Origin of the sequence: Pseudomonas sp., from assembly GCF_036404235.1 — a bacterium.
GTDB lineage: Bacteria > Pseudomonadota > Gammaproteobacteria > Pseudomonadales > Pseudomonadaceae > Aquipseudomonas.
This window is the reverse complement of the sequence record NZ_DASWOT010000193.1, coordinates 1-17,795: the sequence shown is the minus strand read 5'-3', so window position 1 is coordinate 17,795 and position 17,795 is coordinate 1. Positions and strand designations below refer to the sequence as shown.

General features: G+C 57.4%; 13 protein-coding genes. All 13 read right to left on the bottom strand.

Features of this window, described 5'->3' with window-relative positions; translation table 11 throughout:
* Positions 1–51: 51 nt before the first annotated feature.
* The 13 genes from VGC62_RS24455 to tssB all read right to left on the bottom strand — a co-directional run bounded on the left by VGC62_RS24455 (position 52) and on the right by tssB (position 17,525).
* Complete coding sequence (locus VGC62_RS24455; protein WP_331189654.1) at positions 52–636, bottom strand: type VI secretion lipoprotein TssJ; 585 nt, start codon at positions 634–636, stop codon at positions 52–54.
* A gap of 29 nt (positions 637–665) precedes the next feature.
* Positions 666–1,073 (bottom strand): PAAR-like domain-containing protein, encoded by a 408-nt coding sequence (locus VGC62_RS24450; RefSeq protein WP_331189653.1) that lies wholly within the window; start codon positions 1,071–1,073, stop codon positions 666–668.
* Between the two features lie 10 nt (positions 1,074–1,083).
* Positions 1,084–1,731, bottom strand: a complete 648-nt coding sequence (locus tag VGC62_RS24445) for a DUF3540 domain-containing protein (protein WP_331189652.1) — start codon at positions 1,729–1,731, stop codon at positions 1,084–1,086.
* Positions 1,732–1,741: 10 nt separating this feature from the next.
* A complete protein-coding gene (locus VGC62_RS24440) occupies positions 1,742–2,713 on the bottom strand; it encodes a pentapeptide repeat-containing protein (protein ID WP_331189651.1) in 972 nt (323 codons plus the stop codon).
* A gap of 94 nt (positions 2,714–2,807) precedes the next feature.
* Positions 2,808–6,254 (bottom strand): type VI secretion system tip protein VgrG, encoded by a 3,447-nt coding sequence (locus tag VGC62_RS24435; protein ID WP_331189650.1) that lies wholly within the window; start codon positions 6,252–6,254, stop codon positions 2,808–2,810.
* A gap of 47 nt (positions 6,255–6,301) precedes the next feature.
* Complete coding sequence (locus VGC62_RS24430) at positions 6,302–9,013, bottom strand: DUF2169 domain-containing protein (protein ID WP_331189649.1); 2,712 nt, start codon at positions 9,011–9,013, stop codon at positions 6,302–6,304.
* A complete protein-coding gene (gene tssH / locus VGC62_RS24425) occupies positions 9,003–11,705 on the bottom strand; it encodes a type VI secretion system ATPase TssH (RefSeq protein WP_331189648.1) in 2,703 nt (900 codons plus the stop codon). The genes VGC62_RS24430 and tssH overlap by 11 nt, the downstream gene beginning before the upstream one ends.
* Positions 11,702–12,712, bottom strand: coding sequence for a type VI secretion system baseplate subunit TssG (gene tssG, locus VGC62_RS24420; RefSeq protein ID WP_331189647.1), 1,011 nt, complete (start codon positions 12,710–12,712; stop codon positions 11,702–11,704). Before tssG ends, tssH begins: the two co-directional genes overlap by 4 nt.
* Positions 12,676–14,391 carry a type VI secretion system baseplate subunit TssF gene (gene tssF / locus VGC62_RS24415; RefSeq protein ID WP_331189646.1) on the bottom strand — a complete coding sequence of 572 codons (1,716 nt, stop codon included), beginning with the start codon at positions 14,389–14,391 and terminating at the stop codon, positions 12,676–12,678. Before tssF ends, tssG begins: the two co-directional genes overlap by 37 nt.
* Before the next feature lie 3 nt (positions 14,392–14,394).
* The gene (gene tssE, locus VGC62_RS24410) at positions 14,395–14,814 is read right to left on the bottom strand and encodes a type VI secretion system baseplate subunit TssE (RefSeq protein WP_331189645.1); all 420 of its coding nucleotides are present in this window, start codon (positions 14,812–14,814) and stop codon (positions 14,395–14,397) included.
* Positions 14,815–14,885: 71 nt separating this feature from the next.
* A complete protein-coding gene (locus tag VGC62_RS24405) occupies positions 14,886–15,374 on the bottom strand; it encodes an Hcp family type VI secretion system effector (protein WP_219060054.1) in 489 nt (162 codons plus the stop codon).
* Between the two features lie 165 nt (positions 15,375–15,539).
* Positions 15,540–17,024, bottom strand: coding sequence for a type VI secretion system contractile sheath large subunit (gene tssC / locus VGC62_RS24400; RefSeq protein WP_331189644.1), 1,485 nt, complete (start codon positions 17,022–17,024; stop codon positions 15,540–15,542).
* Positions 17,025–17,027: 3 nt separating this feature from the next.
* Entirely contained in the window at positions 17,028–17,525 is a 498-nt protein-coding gene (gene tssB / locus VGC62_RS24395; protein ID WP_331189643.1) for a type VI secretion system contractile sheath small subunit, read from the bottom strand.
* Between the last annotated feature and the right edge of the window lie 270 nt (positions 17,526–17,795).

Below are 17,795 nucleotides of genomic sequence, written 5' to 3'. Positions count from 1 at the left end.
TCGGACAAAAGATGGAAAAAAGGGGTGGCAGCAAAGCTCAAGATAAAAAGGTCAGTCCTGGGCGCCCGGCAGGCGCACCTCGCCCTCTCGGGGCTGTACCGGCTTGGGCAGCGCAAGACGACTTTCCTTGCCGCGCAGCAGCGCATCGGGCCCTAACAGCAAATCGATGGCGATGGGCTGCGGCGCAGCGGTCCAGGTTTTGCTGAACCATCCAGTGGAAGTAACGTCGACGCCGATCTGATACAGCTTGGCGCTACGCGCCGGGTCCAGATGGGCGTAGCCCGCAGCGATCCCGACCATCTTCGCGCCCTCAAGCCTTGGCAGGCTTAGTTGCCGGGTCTGCCCCGGCTCGATGAACAGCCGGGTCAGACCGATCATCCCAGTCGGCGCGCTGTTCATCAGCAACAGACTGCTCAATTGCTGGGAGCTGCCGGTGTAAGCCGAAAACGCGCTGATCTGATCGAACTGCGTGACCACCACCAACAGGTTATGCGCCTGACCGTCGTATTGATTGAGGTCTTTATCGGCGGTAAAGCTCAGCTCGATGGCGTTCTCGGTGTAGTTCCACTTGAGTTCGGTAAGGGCCTTTTGCTCAGGGGTGAGTTCCTGGGAGCTGCAGGCGGTGAGCAGCGCCAAAAGTATCCCTATACAACCATGGCGAAGGCTCACTCCATCACCTCGACTGTCTCTTGGCTGCCAAGGTTGAAGACACCAATGGTGTTGTTAGGCGTGCCGTTCTGTAGCGTCTGGCTGCTGACCATCACGGCGGGTTTGCCTCCAACCATGACTTTGGTACTGCCGTTGCTGAAGGCCATTTCCCCCATGACCACACCGCTGACAACACCGCCTTGGGCGCCCGCCTCATCACCGTCGCTCTGCAGAACCTTGCTCATCTGGTTCATCGCTGGCATATCCGCCACCAGCACTTCATTCACCAGCCCGCCAGGGTCCGCCATGCGGGTGTCCACGGTATTGGGATACGGCATGGGCACCGGCCCTGCGGGGGTGGGCGTATTGCAAAGATCAGGTTGCGAGGAGGTCGCCTTGGCACCACCGTTATTGAGCATGAACATCGTGTTCTCCTTAACCCAGCTTGATGCGTTGAGCATCAATGGCAACAGCCACATCGGCGAACAGGTCTAGGGTTTCGCCCCGCACACTCCAGTCACCGTCGACACGCTGGCGCAACGAACCTGCATGGGCGTCTTCATGGCCTTGCACCCGACGTCGGCTGTCACCGTACTGCGCGTCGTGCCGGGTTGCCTGTTGGCTGAGGCGTTCGGCGTGTTCGTTAAGCTCCTGCCAATGACTATCGGCGCGCCCGCCAGTGATGTTCAGCAACCTGATGTCTAGCTCAGCGTTACCAATCGTCAGGGCGCTGTTTTCAGCTTCGACTGTGAGGGCGCTCCCGGCATCCAGTACGAGCCCATCGCGAGCCTGAATATTCAGCGAGCCGGCGCCTATGTTCAGGCGCAAATCACCCGGCACACGCAGTTCACTGGCAAGCGTCTGGCTTCGTTCGAGAACCGTGAGGATGTAACCCTGATCGCCAGACAGGGAAATCAACACACCATCGCCCACTGCCGGCTGCAACAAACAACCCAAGGCGGGCTTGAGCCAGTAACGATGACCTTCGGCACTGACCACACCAAAGCGCTCGCCATCGACGGCGTTGATACGCGCATGGCGCACAGTGGCGGGCTGATCGAGAAATTGCAGAGCTTCATGCATGCAGGAGCACCTATAAAGTGGGTTGCCAGCGTTGCGCCGCGAGGCGCTCGCTGTCTTCGGGACGAATGGATTGGCGGTTGGCATCGCGCCAGTCGCAGCCTTCAAGTTCAGCCCCATGAAAATTCGCGTCCGAAAGGTTGGCACCAACAAAGGAGGCCTGAGCGGCCTGCAAACCCTGGCATTGGGCGTAACGCAGCTGTGCACCGGCGAAAACGCTGCGAGTCACGTCCGCGTCGTTGAAGTTGGCCTTTTCAAGAACGGCGCCGGAGAAGTCTGCATCGCGGAAAACAGCGTGACTGAAAATCGCTTGACGCAGCTGCGCCCCGGCAAACCTGATCCGTTCGGCCTTGCACCGATAGAAGGATGTTGAATCGGAACAGCACGCGCTGAAGTCCGCGTCCTGGAATGTCGACTCGTCAAAGGCGCACTCTTGCAGATTGGCCAGAGCGAACCGTGCACTGTCAAAACGACAATGGGTCATCCGCACCTGCTTGCAGCCCACGCTTTGTGCATCGAGGCCTTGGAAGGTGGCGTCATCCCACTGACATCGCTGGACGGTGCCTGCGGTCAACACCATGCCATCGAATAAACCACTGATGAACGCAACGCCTTGCAATCGAGCCTGACTGAAATCCAGGGCTGAACCGCCACCGCGCAACCAACGCCCGCCGATCAGCTCGCTGCCAACAAACTTCGCCCGGTCGAGCGTGCAATCGATCAACGTCATGGTATTGATCCGACAGCCGCTAAAGTCAGCATCACTCATCTGGCAATCGCGCCAAAGGCTGTCGCTCAGGTTCGCCCCACCGAAGCGGGCTCCCCTGGCGTCCACTCGCTCAAAGCGAGCCTGGGAAAAATCCAGACCCCGGTAGTCGCCGCCGGCCAGTGTCAAATCACGCAACGGACCAGGTTCACTGAGGCGCAGACGCAGCGTGTCGGCACTGACGACCTGAGCACTTGATTCGTTGACGGCCATGATCATGATAAAAACCCTGGAGAGGCAGTTAGTCGCGACGCATCCCCACCCGTCATACAGGGCGTTCTTTGATTCACCGAACACGCAGTGTTCATATTGATTAGTCCATCCATTTAACAACGCCGTCGGTTAACTTGCTTGTTGGGACATCGCTACCAAGCTTTTTTTGAACAAACGCAACCAAGGCCCGGGCCATTGCAACTTTATGACTGAGAGACTGCACAGTCGCTTGAGCCCTATAAACATATGTTGCATCAACCTCCGGCGGCTTGGTGGTACTGCCGAGACTGGCTGCTTTGGTATTTAACACAATACCCTCTGCTTGCATTGCTTTATTAGCGCCCCACACAGCCCAATGTAAAGCTTTGCTAGTAAAACCTCGGCTGTCATTAAAGTTGGTTTTTTCCGGATTATTGAAATTTGCAACACCCTGTGCATACACGCTTTGCACGCCAGGGACATTGGAGTCAGCTAATTTCCCTGTTATCGACTTGATTTGCGAGCATGCAATACCACCCGTATGAAACTTTTCACTGCTCAATGCTTGCTGGATATCGGCTCGCCCTTCAACAAGAAGATCATTTTTTACCAAAAGACTTCCGCTGACGGCCACATCCCCTTTTAGCAAAATGGGCATGCCGACGGACTCGATCATGACGCCCTTGTCACTCATTATTATTTTATGGTTATTCCCTTTTATTTCCGTCACCAAAAGACCATTCAGGCTATAGCATTCGGTGGTAATACCGACCCGGGTGGCATCGACAGACTGCACCACCGCCGTTATCGAATGGCTGGTAGTCTTGACGAAATGCGCTGTTGACTCTTCTTTCCGGTAAGTATCGTAGGTGTACGTACCCGTCCCTATATTCACTTCGGCTTTTTCACCTCTGTAGTTATAGGCGAGGGTAGAGGTGAAGTCATTCAGTTCTTCTTTGCGATCCCCGTAATGTGCGCTTGTTTGAACGGACGCATTATTGACCTGAATAGAAAATGTCTGTTTAACACTGGCCGCGGCGTCTTCGCTATCGCTGAACAGAAGATTATTAAATACCTTCAGGCTGTGTAGGCCCTTAAAAATACTTGCTTTGACACTTGCCCCGACGCTGGCCACGGCCGAAAGAAAGCTGAGGTTCTCGTTCAATGTGCCCTTGACATCCTTTCTGTCAGGACGAGCTGTCATTACTCCATTGGCGTTATTTACACATGGCACAGCCCAGGGAATGCCTCCCCATTGCGAAGTCAAATTATCCTCTGCCGCTTTACCGCGACCTTCGACAAAACCGGGTCTGTTAACCTCGCCCTGATTATCCGCAGACGTTAAAAGATCATTAAACTCAGCGGCATCCCGTTCATAAAAATGCTTGGTTGCAGACCCCGAATGAGTGTCCGCACCGACACTGAGCCCATAAATATTGGGAACATACTGTTTAAGGGAGCTTGATGAAAACTGTAAATGGTCAGCGGTGCGCAGGTAAGCGCCATTGACCTCACCATTGCCCAATGTCAAAGATGCCTGACCGGCTGGCGTGCCGATTTTCAACAAGCGAGTCTCGGGTGTCCCCGTCGAGTCGCTGGTGTTGTCCACCTTTGCAGCATCGGTGGGGTCAACAGGGGCGCTGTCATCCACCGCAAAAAAATGCCCCCCTGGTGTCGAAAAACCGCTCTGGGTTTTATTCGCGTCGACAACCTTATTGATATTCACTTCATTGGGAACGCTGCCAATGATAATCGGGCGGTCAGGATCGCCACCGAGAAACGCCACCAGCACTTCAGCACCGGGCAGCAATGGAAAGTTCATACCATGCTCAAGCCCGCTCGACAGGGTTGCCATGCGAACAAAGGCAGAGCATCGGGTCCCGGCTTTATCCTTACGGATGAATGGAAATCGTAGTTTGTAGCGACCATTCCCATCGAGATAAGGAGTCGACACGGCCTTGAGGTTGGCCGATATCGCAGCCGTGCCATCCATCACCGCTTTGTTGGCCGTATCGAAGGTAGCTTTTGCTGCGGACAGTTCAACACCGGCAGTACGCAGATTCTCGATAGCATCAGTGTTAGCCCTGCTTGCAACCGCTAAGGCTTGATTCGCGTTCGCAAGGGCCTCATTGTCGGGGATAAAATGCTGCAAGGCTGTCTGCGCCGTATCCAGAGTAACTTTCGCAGTTCCAGCCGTGTCAGTCTTGACGCTGAAGTCGATTTCAGCGAGGTGGTATTTATCTCGCGCAGTCTCAAGCACGCCGGTGTTCGACGTATAACTGTTCCACCCATCTGCAATTTTTTCATCAGCGGCAGTTTCCGCAGCCTCATCTGCTGCATCAATAAATGCGCTCAGCGGTGCGCCCATGTAGGGTCGTGGCGTACTGCAAAGTGGCCTGTACTGCACGCCCAATGGAAGTGCAATAAACCCTGTTTTAATGTCTCCGTTACCCGTGTTTTGATCGTCACCCTTTGGCAATGGCTGGCTGCCACTGTGCTTGACCTCGATCAGGTAATAAGTGACCGCCGAAACACCGGCAGATGCACTGCGCGCAAGGTCTTGACGTTGGTCGCCACTGGCGGCCATCGAGGTAAATGTTAGTTGCCCTCCTGCCCTGAGGCTGGTCATGCGCCCGCTGCCATGCAGCTCCTCCTCCCTGCAACTGAGTGCCTGGGCCCTTAATGTTGCGAGTTCATCCCCGTCCACGGCTTTGGTGTAATGCTCACCGTAAGCAATATAATTTGAACCCGAGGGACTTCCGGCCACGGAGTCACCGGGAAGCGTTGCCATGCCGTTGACGATATTGGCAGTAAAGTCCTGTAGCGCGACACGCTTTACCGGCTGGGTAACGCGCTTTTTGAATGTTCGCAACACCGCCGTGGTGATGGAGTTCCTAGTGGTCGACGCAGGGCAGTACGATACGGTTATCGGCTCACCATGCGACTGATTATCTTTGTTATTACACAAGACCAGCAGCTCCTGCTGCTCATGTTGCTCAAAGTAGTAATACACACCGGCCTGTTCGAGACGACGAGACAGAAAATCAAAACTTGATTCTTCAAACTGACATATAAAGGGCACTTCCTGCGTAGTGACACTCTCGGTCAAGCTCATCAGATAATCATCATCAGCGCCGACCGAACTGCGCGAGCTCGCTTGTTTGAAGTTCAAATTTCCGAGCACATCAGCAACCAGCGCTTGCAGTGTTTGATCGAGCCAGATATCGGAAAAATGAAACTGCCGGAGCAACACCAGCTTGGGCTCGAGAACGACTTGGTAGTAATAATAATTTTTATCACTGTCCAACTGCTCGACTTCGGTGACGACGCCATGATACTTACTGACCGCTGCATCAACGTCGTCACTCAACATTAATGTCGCACGCTTGCCCAGTAGAGTTTTATAATTATCTATGCTGGCGTCACACGCCAGTCGCACTTCAAAGCGATAAGGTTTCGACAAACCCTCTTCACCGCGCCAGTCAACGACGAGCAACGTGGGGTGCCCACTATCAGTAGGTAGCGCAGTGCTGCTGAAGCTGCACAGAGCATGGTCAGTCGTGGGCATGAGAGAATCCTTGCTTGTATTTAGTACTTGAAAACGAAGCCGGATGTTTAAGCATGTTCCAGGTCCTCAACTAATCGGCAACGTGTCATCAAAGCGCCGTTAGTTCGAACGCTAACGCCCTTGGCGCCTTCGCTGTTGATCCCGTGCAGATTGCTACCACTCAGATCCGCAGCGTCCAGCTTGACTTTACGAAGGCGCGCCTCAAACAGGTTGGCGCCGATCCACTTGATTCGGCTCAGGTCACTGGCCGTGAAATCTGCACCGCTGGCATTTACGTGGTAGCCGTCGCTGTCACTAAGGTCGCACCGCGAAACCAGGGCGCCGCTCAGACAAGCGCCACGCAGGCTCGCATGCCGCAGTTGCGCCTGTTGCAGACTGGCCCCCGTCAAGTCGGCGCCATCCAGACGAACGCCCGGCAGTTGGCAAGCCTGGTCCAGGCGCCATTGCTGCAAGCGAGCGTTGCTCAAGTCGACCTCGCGGCCCTTGGCGTCAGACCAATCGGCATTCTGCAAATCGGCTCCGCGCAAATCCACGCTATCGAGCAGGCACGCTTGCAGCTCTGTATCTCGCAAATGGCTGGCCGATAATGTGCAGCCGCTCAAGTCGCAGTGCTGCCAGCGCACACCCGGCCAGTTCACCGCAACTAACTGGACGCCCAAAAAGCAGCATCCGACAAAATACCCCTGCGTACATTCGCTGCCACTGAGGTCAGCCGCGGAAAAGTCAGTGTCAGCAACGTAGGTTTTGTCGAAGTTGGCTTGCCGGGCCTTGATTTGCCGTAAGTCGCAGCGCTCGAAGAACGTGCCGGCTAAATTGGCCTGTTCAAGGTGAGCATTGCTCAGGTCGCACCCCATGAACTGCGTACCGCTCAAATTCGCGGCGTTAAAATGTGAGCCTTTGAAGCTACAGGTCTCGAACACACAATTTTTCAAGGTCGCCGAGCGCAAATCGATACCGTCGAGGTTCAACTCGACCAAGCGCTCGCCATCCAGCACCCGGTGTTCATCATGGGCAGCCTGCAACAACTCCCGCGTCCAGTCTGGCTTGGGTGTTGGCGGCACGGTTTCAAAAATGGCGGGGTCGACACTGGCAAGGTATTTTTCCAGCGCTGCGGCTTCGGCTTCCAAACGCGCAATCTGCTCCGCAATGTTAGCGTTGGCCCCTTCTATCTCGGCCTGTATGGCTGTAGCACGAGCGGCTGACAAGGGTTCATCGAATGCTTGCGAACGAGGCGACAGATCAGCCTCCATTTGCGCTTTGGCTTGCTCAACCCTCTCTCGCGGAAGGGCTTCGAGTTGTTGCGTAAGCTGCTCCAACTCTTGTTCAAGAGCAGCCTGCAAGCGCGCGGTACTGGTTTCGATCTCACCCAAGACAGCATGGCCGTCAATGGGTGCGGCAGCACTCAGTGGCTCAAGGGAAGGCAACTTGCTTTGTTCGGCTGACAGGCTGGCGTAATCGGAATCGAGCGCCTTCTTCATCGGCTCAATCAGCGCGGCCAGGTCAGCCTGAAGGTTGCTCAGCTCGGCGGGGCTCATCGTCTTTGTAGCATTAGCTATTAGGGTGTCCAACTCTGCGGATAAGCTGGCGTGCTCAGCATCGATCTGCGCGAATAATGCTGCTGGGGCAGCCAGGAAGGACGCCAAGGCGGCCTGAAAGTCAGGATCCAGTGCCGATAGGTCGTCTATTGGAGGTATCGATTCCTGCTCTGCGTTGACAGCCCCCTGACTGGTTTTCGACCAAAGCTCTGCCTCCCACTGTTCCCTTGATTTACCGGGTTCACCGATGCGCTCGCACACCGCCGCCAACCCGGCCAGGTCATCGCCGTCGATATCCAGAACAGCGACTTGCGCCCGATACAGCAGCAGGACACGCTCCGCATCCGGGAACAGCCAGACTGTATCCAAATCCAGCGACGTCTCTTCAACCACCGGACCTTGCCGAGCTTCGGTGGCGGTCCCCAGCGCCTGGCGCGCAACAAACAGACGCGGGCGAAATCCAGGCAAGCTTCCCGTAACTTCAGCCTGCTCAGGGTGCATACCCGCTGCGGCCCATGTTTCATTACCTGACCAGAAGCCAACATGGCACTGGTCTTGGGGAACCTCGTCAAACCAGCGTGGGTCGGTGTCCAGTGGCGCAAAGGGAGCGCGTCGTTTCAGCCAAGCGTCATCACAGGTCCCGAGGAAGTTTCGCCGATCACTGGATTGAGGCAGCAACGGCGTCAAGCTCGCGACCGGCACCTGCTCACCGGGGGCACGCAATGGCGTCAGCGGACTCTCGATCTGCGGCAAGGCCAGCCCTTGGGCCTGATCGGCGTTGACCGCGTAGCCGATGCCTTGCGGGTTGTCTTCGCTACCCGCCCCGCCATAGGCCAGACCCAGCTCAAGTGGCATGACAGACAGCACGCCACACGGCAGTGGATTCCAACCGAGCAAGCCCTTTTGCCACTGACGCGGTGGATGGATATGCAGGACCTTTTCCAACTGGCTCATCCGTACGCGCACTGCCATGCCTTGTTGCTGTATCGCGTTCAATGCATAGGCGCTGCCCTGGACAGCGAAGGTCCCACGGCTTTTTTTCATGCCATGGTCAAACGGTTGCTTGCCGAAGCGCTCAGCCAGCCAGGCTTGTGTTTCTCCCGCAGGGACGATGACCTGATCGGCACCGTAAAGCACCCCTACGGTGACGACCATGCAGGGACCATTGGCGTCGCGATATCGGGCGACCGACAGCGAGCTGACGCGCTCATCGTTAAGCTGCATCGTTACGCTCATCCAGCGCGACACTGCTGATCAGCCATTCCCCCGTCGCATCCACCGCCACATGCAAACCAGCCAGCGGACGCTGATCGGCAATCGCCGCCAGCAACACGTCGGACAAACGCGGCGTCAGGCTTTTGCGCAGGATGAAGTCGATGTTGCGCGCCCCGCTCTCCACTTCCGTGCAGCGTGCGGCGATGGCGTCGGCGACTTCTTCGGCGAAGGTCAGGCGCACTTTCGACGAGGCTAATAGACGCTCGCTGAGCCGACCCAGCTTGAGGCGCACGATGCCTGCCAGTTGCTCGCTGCCCAACGTGAAGAACGGCACGATGGTCATGCGCGCCAACAGCGCGGGTTTGAAATGGCGGGACAAGGTCGGGCGGATTTTTTCCGCCAGGGTGTCCGGATCGGGACGCCCATCGATGCACAGGTTCTGAATTTCTTCGGTGGCCAGGTTGCTGGTCAGCAGCACCACGGTGTTGGAAAAGTCGATCTGCCGCCCTTCGCCGTCGGACAGGCTGCCCTTGTCGAAGACCTGATAAAAAATGTTCACCACGTCCAGGTGGGCTTTCTCCACTTCATCGAGCAACACCACCGAATACGGACGCTTGCGCACCGCCTCGGTCAACATGCCGCCTTCACCGAAGCCGACATAACCGGCAGGCGAGCCCACCAGTCGGCTGACGGCGTGCTTCTCCTGATACTCACTCATGTTTACCGAGATCATCGCCTGCTCGCCGCCGAACAAATGCTCGGCCACCGCCAGCGCCGTTTCGGTTTTGCCGACGCCGGACGGACCGACCAGCAGGAACACGCCCAACGGTTGCTGCGGATCGCGCAGGCCGGATTGCGCAGCCTTGAGAATTTCCGCGATCTGCTCCACGGCAGTGTCCTGGCCGCGAATGCGCGTCTTGATGTTGGCGGCCAGGGCCAGCACGCCACCCGCCGCGTCACGCAGCACTTTGCCCAATGGCACGCCGGTCCAGTCGGAGACGACCTTGGCGATGGCATCCGGGTTGACTTCGGTAAACAGCAATGGCTCGTCGCCTTGCAGCGCCGCCAAGGCTTCGCGGGCCTGCTCCAGCTCCGCCTGACGCTCATCCAGAGGTGCCAGTACCTGAGCCACTTCGCCCTCGGCTGGTGTTGGCAAATCCTCTTCTTTCAAGGCCAGTTGCTTGCGAGCGTCGAGGACGCGAACCGCCGCATCACGCTCGGCCAGCCAGCGGGTTTCCAAGGCAACACGCTGGTCTTCGATGTCAGCCTGCTCATCGGCGATGTCTGCCAGACGCTGGTCCTCTACCGGGAAACCGTTGGCGCGGTCACGCTCAAGGGCGCTCAGCTCACGGGCCAGACCGGACAACTGACGCTCCATGCGCTCCAGTTCGGCAGGCTTGATGCCTAGGCCGATCCTTACCCGGGCGCTGGCGGTGTCGAGCAAGTCCACGGCTTTGTCCGGCAGCAGGCGCCCGGTGATATAGCGATCAGACAGCTCGGCAGCGGCGACGATGGCGTCATCACGCACGCTGACGCCGTGGACTTTTTCGTAATGGCCCTTGAGGCCGCGCAAGATCAGCACGGCCGTCTTGACGCTTGGCTCGTCCAGTTTGACCAGTTGAAAACGGCGCGCCAGGGCCGGGTCTTTTTCGAAGTACTTTTTGTATTCCGACCAGGTGGTCGCCGCGATGGTGCGCAGTTCGCCACGGGCCAATGCCGGTTTGAGCAGGTTGGCCGCATCGGAACCACCCGCCGCGCCGCCAGCGCCGATCAACATATGGGCTTCGTCAATAAACAGGATCACCGGCGTAGTAGAAGCCTTGATCTCTTCGATAACGCCACGCAGGCGGTTTTCAAACTCGCCCTTGACGCTGGCGCCCGCCTCCAGCGCACCCAGATCAAGGCTCAGCAGACGGGTGTTTTTCAGGAAGTCCGGCACTTCATTCTGGCTGATCAACAACGCCAGCCCCTCCACCACGGCGGACTTGCCCACACCCGGCTCGCCCACGGCAATCGGGTTGTTTTTGCGGCGCCGGGCGAGGATGTCGATCATCTGGCGGATTTCATCGTCGCGACCGAAAATCGGATCAATGCGCCCCGCCGCTGCCTTGGCGGTAAGGTCTTCGCAAAAGCGCGCGATGTTGTCTTCGGCGGCGGGCGCGATACCACCAGCACTGGCCACCGAGGAAGACGCCGCGCCGGCTTGCAAGCTGTCCAGCGGACCTTCGCTGGAACCGGCCAGCAGCTGAGCGAACTCAGCGGTCAGGGCATCGATGGAAATGGGCTTGAGCATTTCGCCGTAACGGGTGCCCGCCGTGTAGTAACCCAGGCGGGAAACCAGCGCCAGCAGTAGCGAGCCACCGCGAATCCGCCCGGTGCCGACCACCAGCGAGGCAACCAGCCAGGCGTCCTGAATCCACTCGGTGAGCAAGCTGGCGAACACTGGCCGCCCCGGATTGCCGTTCTTCAGTTGCGCCAGGCCGTCATCGAGCAGCGCACGCAGGCGCAGGGGATCGATCTCGAAGCGCGTGAGGATGCGCGTCACATCGGCATTCGGATCTTCCAGCAACTGACGCAGCAGGTGCTCCACGGAAATCTCATAGTGAGTGCGCGCCAGGGTCAGGCCCGCCGCGTTCTCCAGGGCCTTGGTGCTGTAGACATTGAGCCGTGCGAACAGCGGTTTGAGTTCTACTTGGATCATTGCAGCGTCCTCACTTCAGGCATCGAGTCGTTTCCAGCGGTTAACATAAATACAACGTCGTCTTGCACAGTCCGGTCGCCAAGCCAGGTATCCAGCCCCAGGCTTTGCCAGCCGTTGCCCAAAGTCGCGCAGTGTTGTTCTTGCCGATCCAGGCCCACAACCAAGCGCAAGCGCAGCGGTGTCTGCATGTAGAGATGGGCCAATTTTTCAAGGCGGGTATACAGCGTCTGCCCCGGTAACAACTGATTGAAACGGGCTGCGCTGACCGGTCCTACTCGAATGTCCAGTGTGCCGCTGCGGTCCAGTATTTCCCTACCGAGCAGGCTGTTTTCCCCGAGCACTCCGCATTGCATTCCCAGGTAAGTGCGTGCGGGACGATCAATGCGCAACCGGGTCTCGACGCAGGGCACTACGTCGACCGGCTCGCCATCGAGCGCTGCCCGAACCAACTGCTGCAAGCCCAGAGCCGAACGCGGGTACTGGTTGAACAAACCGGCGAATCTGAGCAGTTCGAGACTGTCATCGCGCAACGCGGGGCTCGCATCAGCGACCCCGATCAGTGCCTGCAAATGACGTAGGCTATTGAGCTCGCCCCGCTCGTTGATGCTGATACAGATTCGATATTTCTCCCATGCCCTGAATAGCAGCGGGTAGAGCGAGGCGTGCAAGATGTCGATAAAGTCACGGCCAGCGGAATGTCCTTGCTGCTGCTCATCTATCAGGTCTTCGGTGTAAAAAGTCGGGAGCGGCGACGTAACTCCGTACAAGCCGAAAAAGTTCGCCTCGATCCGGTAGTGCCCCTGCTCGTCAAGCTCAATGTTTTCAATATCGCTCTGAGGGAAACCCAAGCCCAGCCGCGGTCGGATGCGAACGCTGTCGGCGAAGGCCTTTTCATCGGCAAAGCGCAGACGCAACAGGCGCAATGCCTGAAAGAATGCGTACTCACGAGTTTCACTGAGCAGCGGATCTGCTAAAGCAGGCGCTGGTGACCGATCTTCGCTGGCCATTTCAAGGTCTCGTGATTAGTGCTGTCGTGCAGCGTAAAGGCGGTAAAGCTGTTGGCAGCCGCACAGCCAGCGAAGAACTCGTCAAGTACGCATCCAAACAGATAGACGTTACCGGGGCTGAGGAAATGCTCGCCACGGCAATCCACCAGGATGACACTGCCTTCAATGGGCAGACCACGAATGAAGCGGCGCTCCTGGACAACCGTGACGCGCTCGATGGATTCAATGCGCTGCCGATTCGCATTTTGTGCAGCGTCCGAATCACCCGGCAGATACAGCGAGAGCAGCCCGCACAGGTAGTCGCGATCCGCCAGTCGGAAATGGTTGGCGTTGAGCTGGGAAAAAATCCGCCAGAGCAACTTGTCATCGAATTTCGGCGGCTGTGAGCGCGTGACACTACGAATATTGGTGAACGTGGCACGCGGCGGCGAACTGTCCGTCGGATGACTGAGATCGCCAAGGCGCAGGCTTTCCGGAAGCTGACCATTGGTACACAGCAGACCGATGGACAGCGTCATCTCCTCCTGGGCCTTGCCACTGTTATAGGGAAGGCTCAGATAGTGCTCGTATCCCTGGGCATCAATTGTTGAAGCACGAATCCGCAGGGTGAAGGTTTCGCTTTGCGAAAAGGTATTGAACGGCTGCAAGGGGCGTTCACCACTCGTGGCGGTGTAACTGACTACTTTGAGCACCGAATGGATGCTCATGTTGCCTCGCTGAGTGTGATCGACAGGCTGGATACGGTAGTCCGGCTGCTTGTGATCGATGCGCAGCGGATGAGCGTCCTGATGGAACAGATTGATGACCGGCGTCACGCCCAGCATAAAGCTGCTGCCGGTCAGGACCGGCGCCCAGTCCGGCAGGTCGTCGAACATCAGGCGTACGCTGAAGCGTCCCTGAGTGCCACGGTCGCGCCATTGCCTAAAGCCTGAGAGTTCAACGAACAAGAACTTTTCCGGCAAGGCAAAGTATTCCTGTAGGCATATATAGGCCGGATGCTCATTGTCCGGGGAAGGCAACAGCGGATGAGCCAAGTCGAAACCCAGGCCACGCATATGCCTGGATGGCAGCACTGTCAGCGGCAGACCGGGTGCCGAGATGCGAATTTCGCGCAGGTTGAGTTGTAGCAATCTAAGCAGCTTGCCGGCATCGGCCAGACCGTCACCGAGATAGAACCGCAGGCTGTCAGTGCCCCAGGCGTCTGGCCTGGCGGCAGTGAACGCAAACTCCAGAAGCATGCTGCGCTCTTTGCCGCCGCCACCTTCCCATTGGGCGCCCAGTAATTGCAAAGGCTCCAACGCAACCGGGTAGGTGCTGCGAAACACTACACGCTGGCCATCAACGGGCACCGAAGCGACTTCACACCCCGCCGGGATGTTCATCGTATCCTGCAAGGCAACGCCCGGTTTGAATTGCAACAAGGTCATGCAGGGCAAGGGTTGCAAGTAGTGTGGGTAAAGCAGTTGCGCCAGTTCCTGGATGAATTCAGGGAACTCGTCGTCGAGCCGCTGGCGAACCATGCCGGTGAGGAACGCGACGCCTTCGAGCAGACGCTCGACATCCGGGTCGCTTGCCGAGTCCACCCCGAGCAGAGGGGCCAGGGCCGGATTTCTGCGCGCGAACTCGTCGGCCAACCGACGCAGGTTGTTGAGTTCACTCTGGTAATGACTGTTGAGCATAAGTTATTGCATCCCCAGGGATACTCGACCGTCAGAAGAAACTCGCGTCGCCAGGTGAATAGGAATGTCCTGATCGTCAATGGCAACCAGGCCATCCAGGCGAAAACTCAACGACAGCACCTCCTGGGTACCCTCGCCGACCTGAATCCTGGGTGATTTCAGTCGCGGCTCGTAGTGCGCGATCATGCGCGTCATGTTTTTGATGATCTGACTGGTTTCGCCTGTGGCGAACGAGCCGGCCAGATTGGTGAAATCGGGAACGCCAAACTCAGGATCAATCGGAACGCTGCCCTGACGGGTATTGAGGATTCGCTGCAAATGCTCGCGGATTGAAAGCGTCAGCACTTGTGCTTGAGTAAGCCTTGAACGCTCGCTGTCAGTCTGGAGACCGATAACGCGCTCCAGCAATCGTTTTTCTCTCAACGCCGTGTACCTTCTGAGATTGAAAGAACACCGCCCTGAACCAGGACGGCGTTGAACTGCTTGAACCTGGCTTACGCTTTTGGCGCCAGCCACGAATCTTCGGCTTCGATGCCGTCCGGCACCCAGGTCCAGACGATTTTTTCGTAGGTGATGCCGATGTCTTCCATGTGGCCCATTTGCTTGAACTCAGGGCTCAACACGTTGGGCACCCAGGTGCGGGCCGAAACCAGCACCGCGTTGCTCAGAGTGATGGTGTAGTACTTTTCTTCAGTGCCTTTAGGCGAGATGCGATAGAACTCAAGCACAACGGTTTTAAGCTGTTCGCCAGAGGTCAAGGCTTGCAGCAACTTTGGCGAAGCCTTGTCGATTTCCTTGGTCAGGGTCATGCCCTGGTGAACACGCTTGCCAGCGGGCAAGCCGGTCTGCGGGTTCTTGGGAATATCGATCAGGTGTTCAACGGCTTGTACGAGGATCATCCCTACGTGGCCGGTAACACTGCTTGAACCTTCGATCTTGCCTTGGTTCTGGCCTTCGATACTCAAGTAGCATGGCATTGGCATAACGGGTACTCCGGGTTAATCAGTTAGTTTTCAGGCACCGATCAGAACCAGAACGTCTGGCTCTGTATCGCTGCGTTGAATCCATGTTATGGAACCGCCGAGGCTATGCCCCTCGGGTGAACACCTGAATGAGCGGCATTTCTATCGCTCGTTCGTGCTGCCAAATCAGCTCTTGTCGAGCTTGCCCACCAGCGACAGCGTGAAAGAAGCGCCCATGTACTTGAAGTGCGGGCGAACTTTCAAACCGACGCGGTACCAGCCTGGATCGCCATCAACGTCGCTGACGGTAATCTCCGCCTGACGCAACGGACGACGGCTGCGCACGCCAGCCGCGGGGTTGTCCATGTCGGCTACGTACTGGCGAATCCAGGTATTGAGTTCCGATTCCAGGTCGCCACGCTCTTTCCAGGTGCCGATGTTTTCGCGCTGGATGACCTTGATGTAGTGCGCCAGGCGGCTGACCACAAAGATGTACGGCAGTTGGGTGCCGAGCTTGTAGTTCAGCTCAGCTTCCTTGCCTTCTTTGTCATTGCCGAAATATTTGGGCTTCTGGCACGAGTTGGCGGAGAAGAACGCCGCGTTATCGGTGTTCTTGCGCATGGTCAGCGCAATGAAGCCCTGCTCGGCCAGCTCGAACTCGCGGCGCTCGGAGATAAGCACTTCGGTCGGGATCTTGGTCTGGGTTTCACCCATGGCTTCGTAGTTATAGATCGGCAAGTCACCGACGGTGCCGCCACCCTGCGGGCCAATGACGTTGGCGCACCAGCGGTATTGGGCAAAGCTGTCAGACAGGCGGCTGGCGAACGCGAACGCGGCGTTGCCCCACAGGAAATCCTTGTTACCACCACTGACGCTTTCGTTGTAACAGAAGGTCTTGGCTGGAATCGTGTCTTCGCCATAGGGGGTGCGCAACAGGAAGTGCGGCAAGGTCAGGCCAACGAAGCGCGCGTCGTCGCTTTCGCGAAAGGCGTTCCATTTAGTGAACTGCGGACCTTCAAAGACCGCTTGCAGATCCTTGAGATTGGGCAGGTCGGCAAAGCTGTCGATGCCGAAGAACTGCGGGCCGGCCGAGGCAATGAACGGCGTGTGGGACATGGCTGAAATGGCGGCGACCGATTGCAGCAACTTCATGTCCTGCGGACCTGGGTTGAATTCGTAGTTACCGATGATGGAGCCAAACGGCTGACCACCGAACTGGCCGAACTCAGCGGTGTACACCGCCTTGTACAGACCCGAACGGGTGATTTCCGGCGCATCTTCGAAATCTTCGAGCAACTTTTCCTTCGAGACGCTGAGGATCTCCAGCTTGTTGTTCTCGCGAAAATCGGTACGGTCGACCAGGAACTTCAGCGAACGCCAGGACGACTCCAGCTTCTGAAACTTCTCGTTGTGAATGATGGCGTCCACTTGACGGCAAAGTTTGGCGTCCAGTGTCGCGATCATGTCGTCGATCAGGCCAGCGCTGACTTTCTCGCTCTGCCGCGAAGGTTCGAGCAGCTCGGTGACGAAGGCTTCAAGACCCTGACGGGTGACGGCGTAGGCTTCATCGCCCGGCTTGACACGGGTGGCCTCGACCAACTGATCCAGCAGGGAAACGGACTCGACCGTTTGGCCGGTGCTGCTCGCGGCCTGGCTTTTTTCTTCACTCATGGGTTATTCCTTGTCCTTTACGCCGAGTTCCGAGAGCAGGCGCTCGCGGGCACCGTCATCGTTCATCAGGGCCTGAAGTTGCTTGCGAAATTCCGGCAGGTTGCCCATTGGGCCTTTCAAGGCTTTGAGCGAATCACGCAGGGCAATCAGCTGCTGCAACTCGGGAACCTGGGCAACGATGGCGTCAGGTTCAAAGTCGCGGATGGACTGGAAGGTCAGCGATACGGGGATCTGCTCGTCCTCCGGCGCGTTTTCCGACAAACGATTGGGCACCGCCAGTTGCAGGCTCAGGTTCTGACCCTTGAGCACGTCGGTGAAGTTGTCTTTATCGACGCGAATCGGCTTGAGGTCTTCAACCGGCGTATCGTCGTCACGCAAGGTGAAGTCGCCGATGACCAGTTGCTTCAGAGGCAATTCGACCTGCTCTTGGGCACCACCGGTGTCGGAGCTGTAAACAATATTGACGCGCTCTTTGGGCGCGACCGAACCTTCACTAGCCATTAAATCTCACTCCTGTTTACCGGGCCCACTCAAAGCAGCCGTTAGAAAATTCATGGCATGGATATGCGCATGTCTGTCAGGTACTGCCTGTTACTTGACTCAACTAGCCTGTGGGCTGGCCAGACGCCAGAAAGCAGGCAAATCCATTGCGGCCAACTGTTGCGCCCAGAGCGCTCTTGAACCGCCATCTTCATGAACCAGGGCCAGCTCCAATAAAGGACGGATCAGGTCGGGTTCCCAGCGATCCAGGCCCTGCTCCTTCGCTTCCTG

What these genes read in the sequence shown, in the direction of transcription:
- VGC62_RS24435 (WP_331189650.1), bottom strand. Translation starts at nt 6,254, where the DNA reads ATGCCCACGACTGACCATGCTCTGTGCAGCTTCAGCAGCACTGCGCTA.
- tssC (WP_331189644.1), bottom strand. Translation starts at nt 17,024, where the DNA reads ATGAGTGAAGAAAAAAGCCAGGCCGCGAGCAGCACCGGCCAAACGGTC.
- tssF (WP_331189646.1), bottom strand. Translation starts at nt 14,391, where the DNA reads ATGCTCAACAGTCATTACCAGAGTGAACTCAACAACCTGCGTCGGTTG.
- VGC62_RS24430 (WP_331189649.1), bottom strand. Translation starts at nt 9,013, where the DNA reads ATGCAGCTTAACGATGAGCGCGTCAGCTCGCTGTCGGTCGCCCGATAT.
- tssB (WP_331189643.1), bottom strand. Translation starts at nt 17,525, where the DNA reads ATGGCTAGTGAAGGTTCGGTCGCGCCCAAAGAGCGCGTCAATATTGTT.
- VGC62_RS24405 (WP_219060054.1), bottom strand. Translation starts at nt 15,374, where the DNA reads ATGCCAATGCCATGCTACTTGAGTATCGAAGGCCAGAACCAAGGCAAG.
- VGC62_RS24440 (WP_331189651.1), bottom strand. Translation starts at nt 2,713, where the DNA reads ATGATCATGGCCGTCAACGAATCAAGTGCTCAGGTCGTCAGTGCCGAC.
- tssG (WP_331189647.1), bottom strand. Translation starts at nt 12,712, where the DNA reads ATGGCCAGCGAAGATCGGTCACCAGCGCCTGCTTTAGCAGATCCGCTG.
- VGC62_RS24445 (WP_331189652.1), bottom strand. Translation starts at nt 1,731, where the DNA reads ATGCATGAAGCTCTGCAATTTCTCGATCAGCCCGCCACTGTGCGCCAT.
- VGC62_RS24450 (WP_331189653.1), bottom strand. Translation starts at nt 1,073, where the DNA reads ATGTTCATGCTCAATAACGGTGGTGCCAAGGCGACCTCCTCGCAACCT.
- tssH (WP_331189648.1), bottom strand. Translation starts at nt 11,705, where the DNA reads ATGATCCAAGTAGAACTCAAACCGCTGTTCGCACGGCTCAATGTCTAC.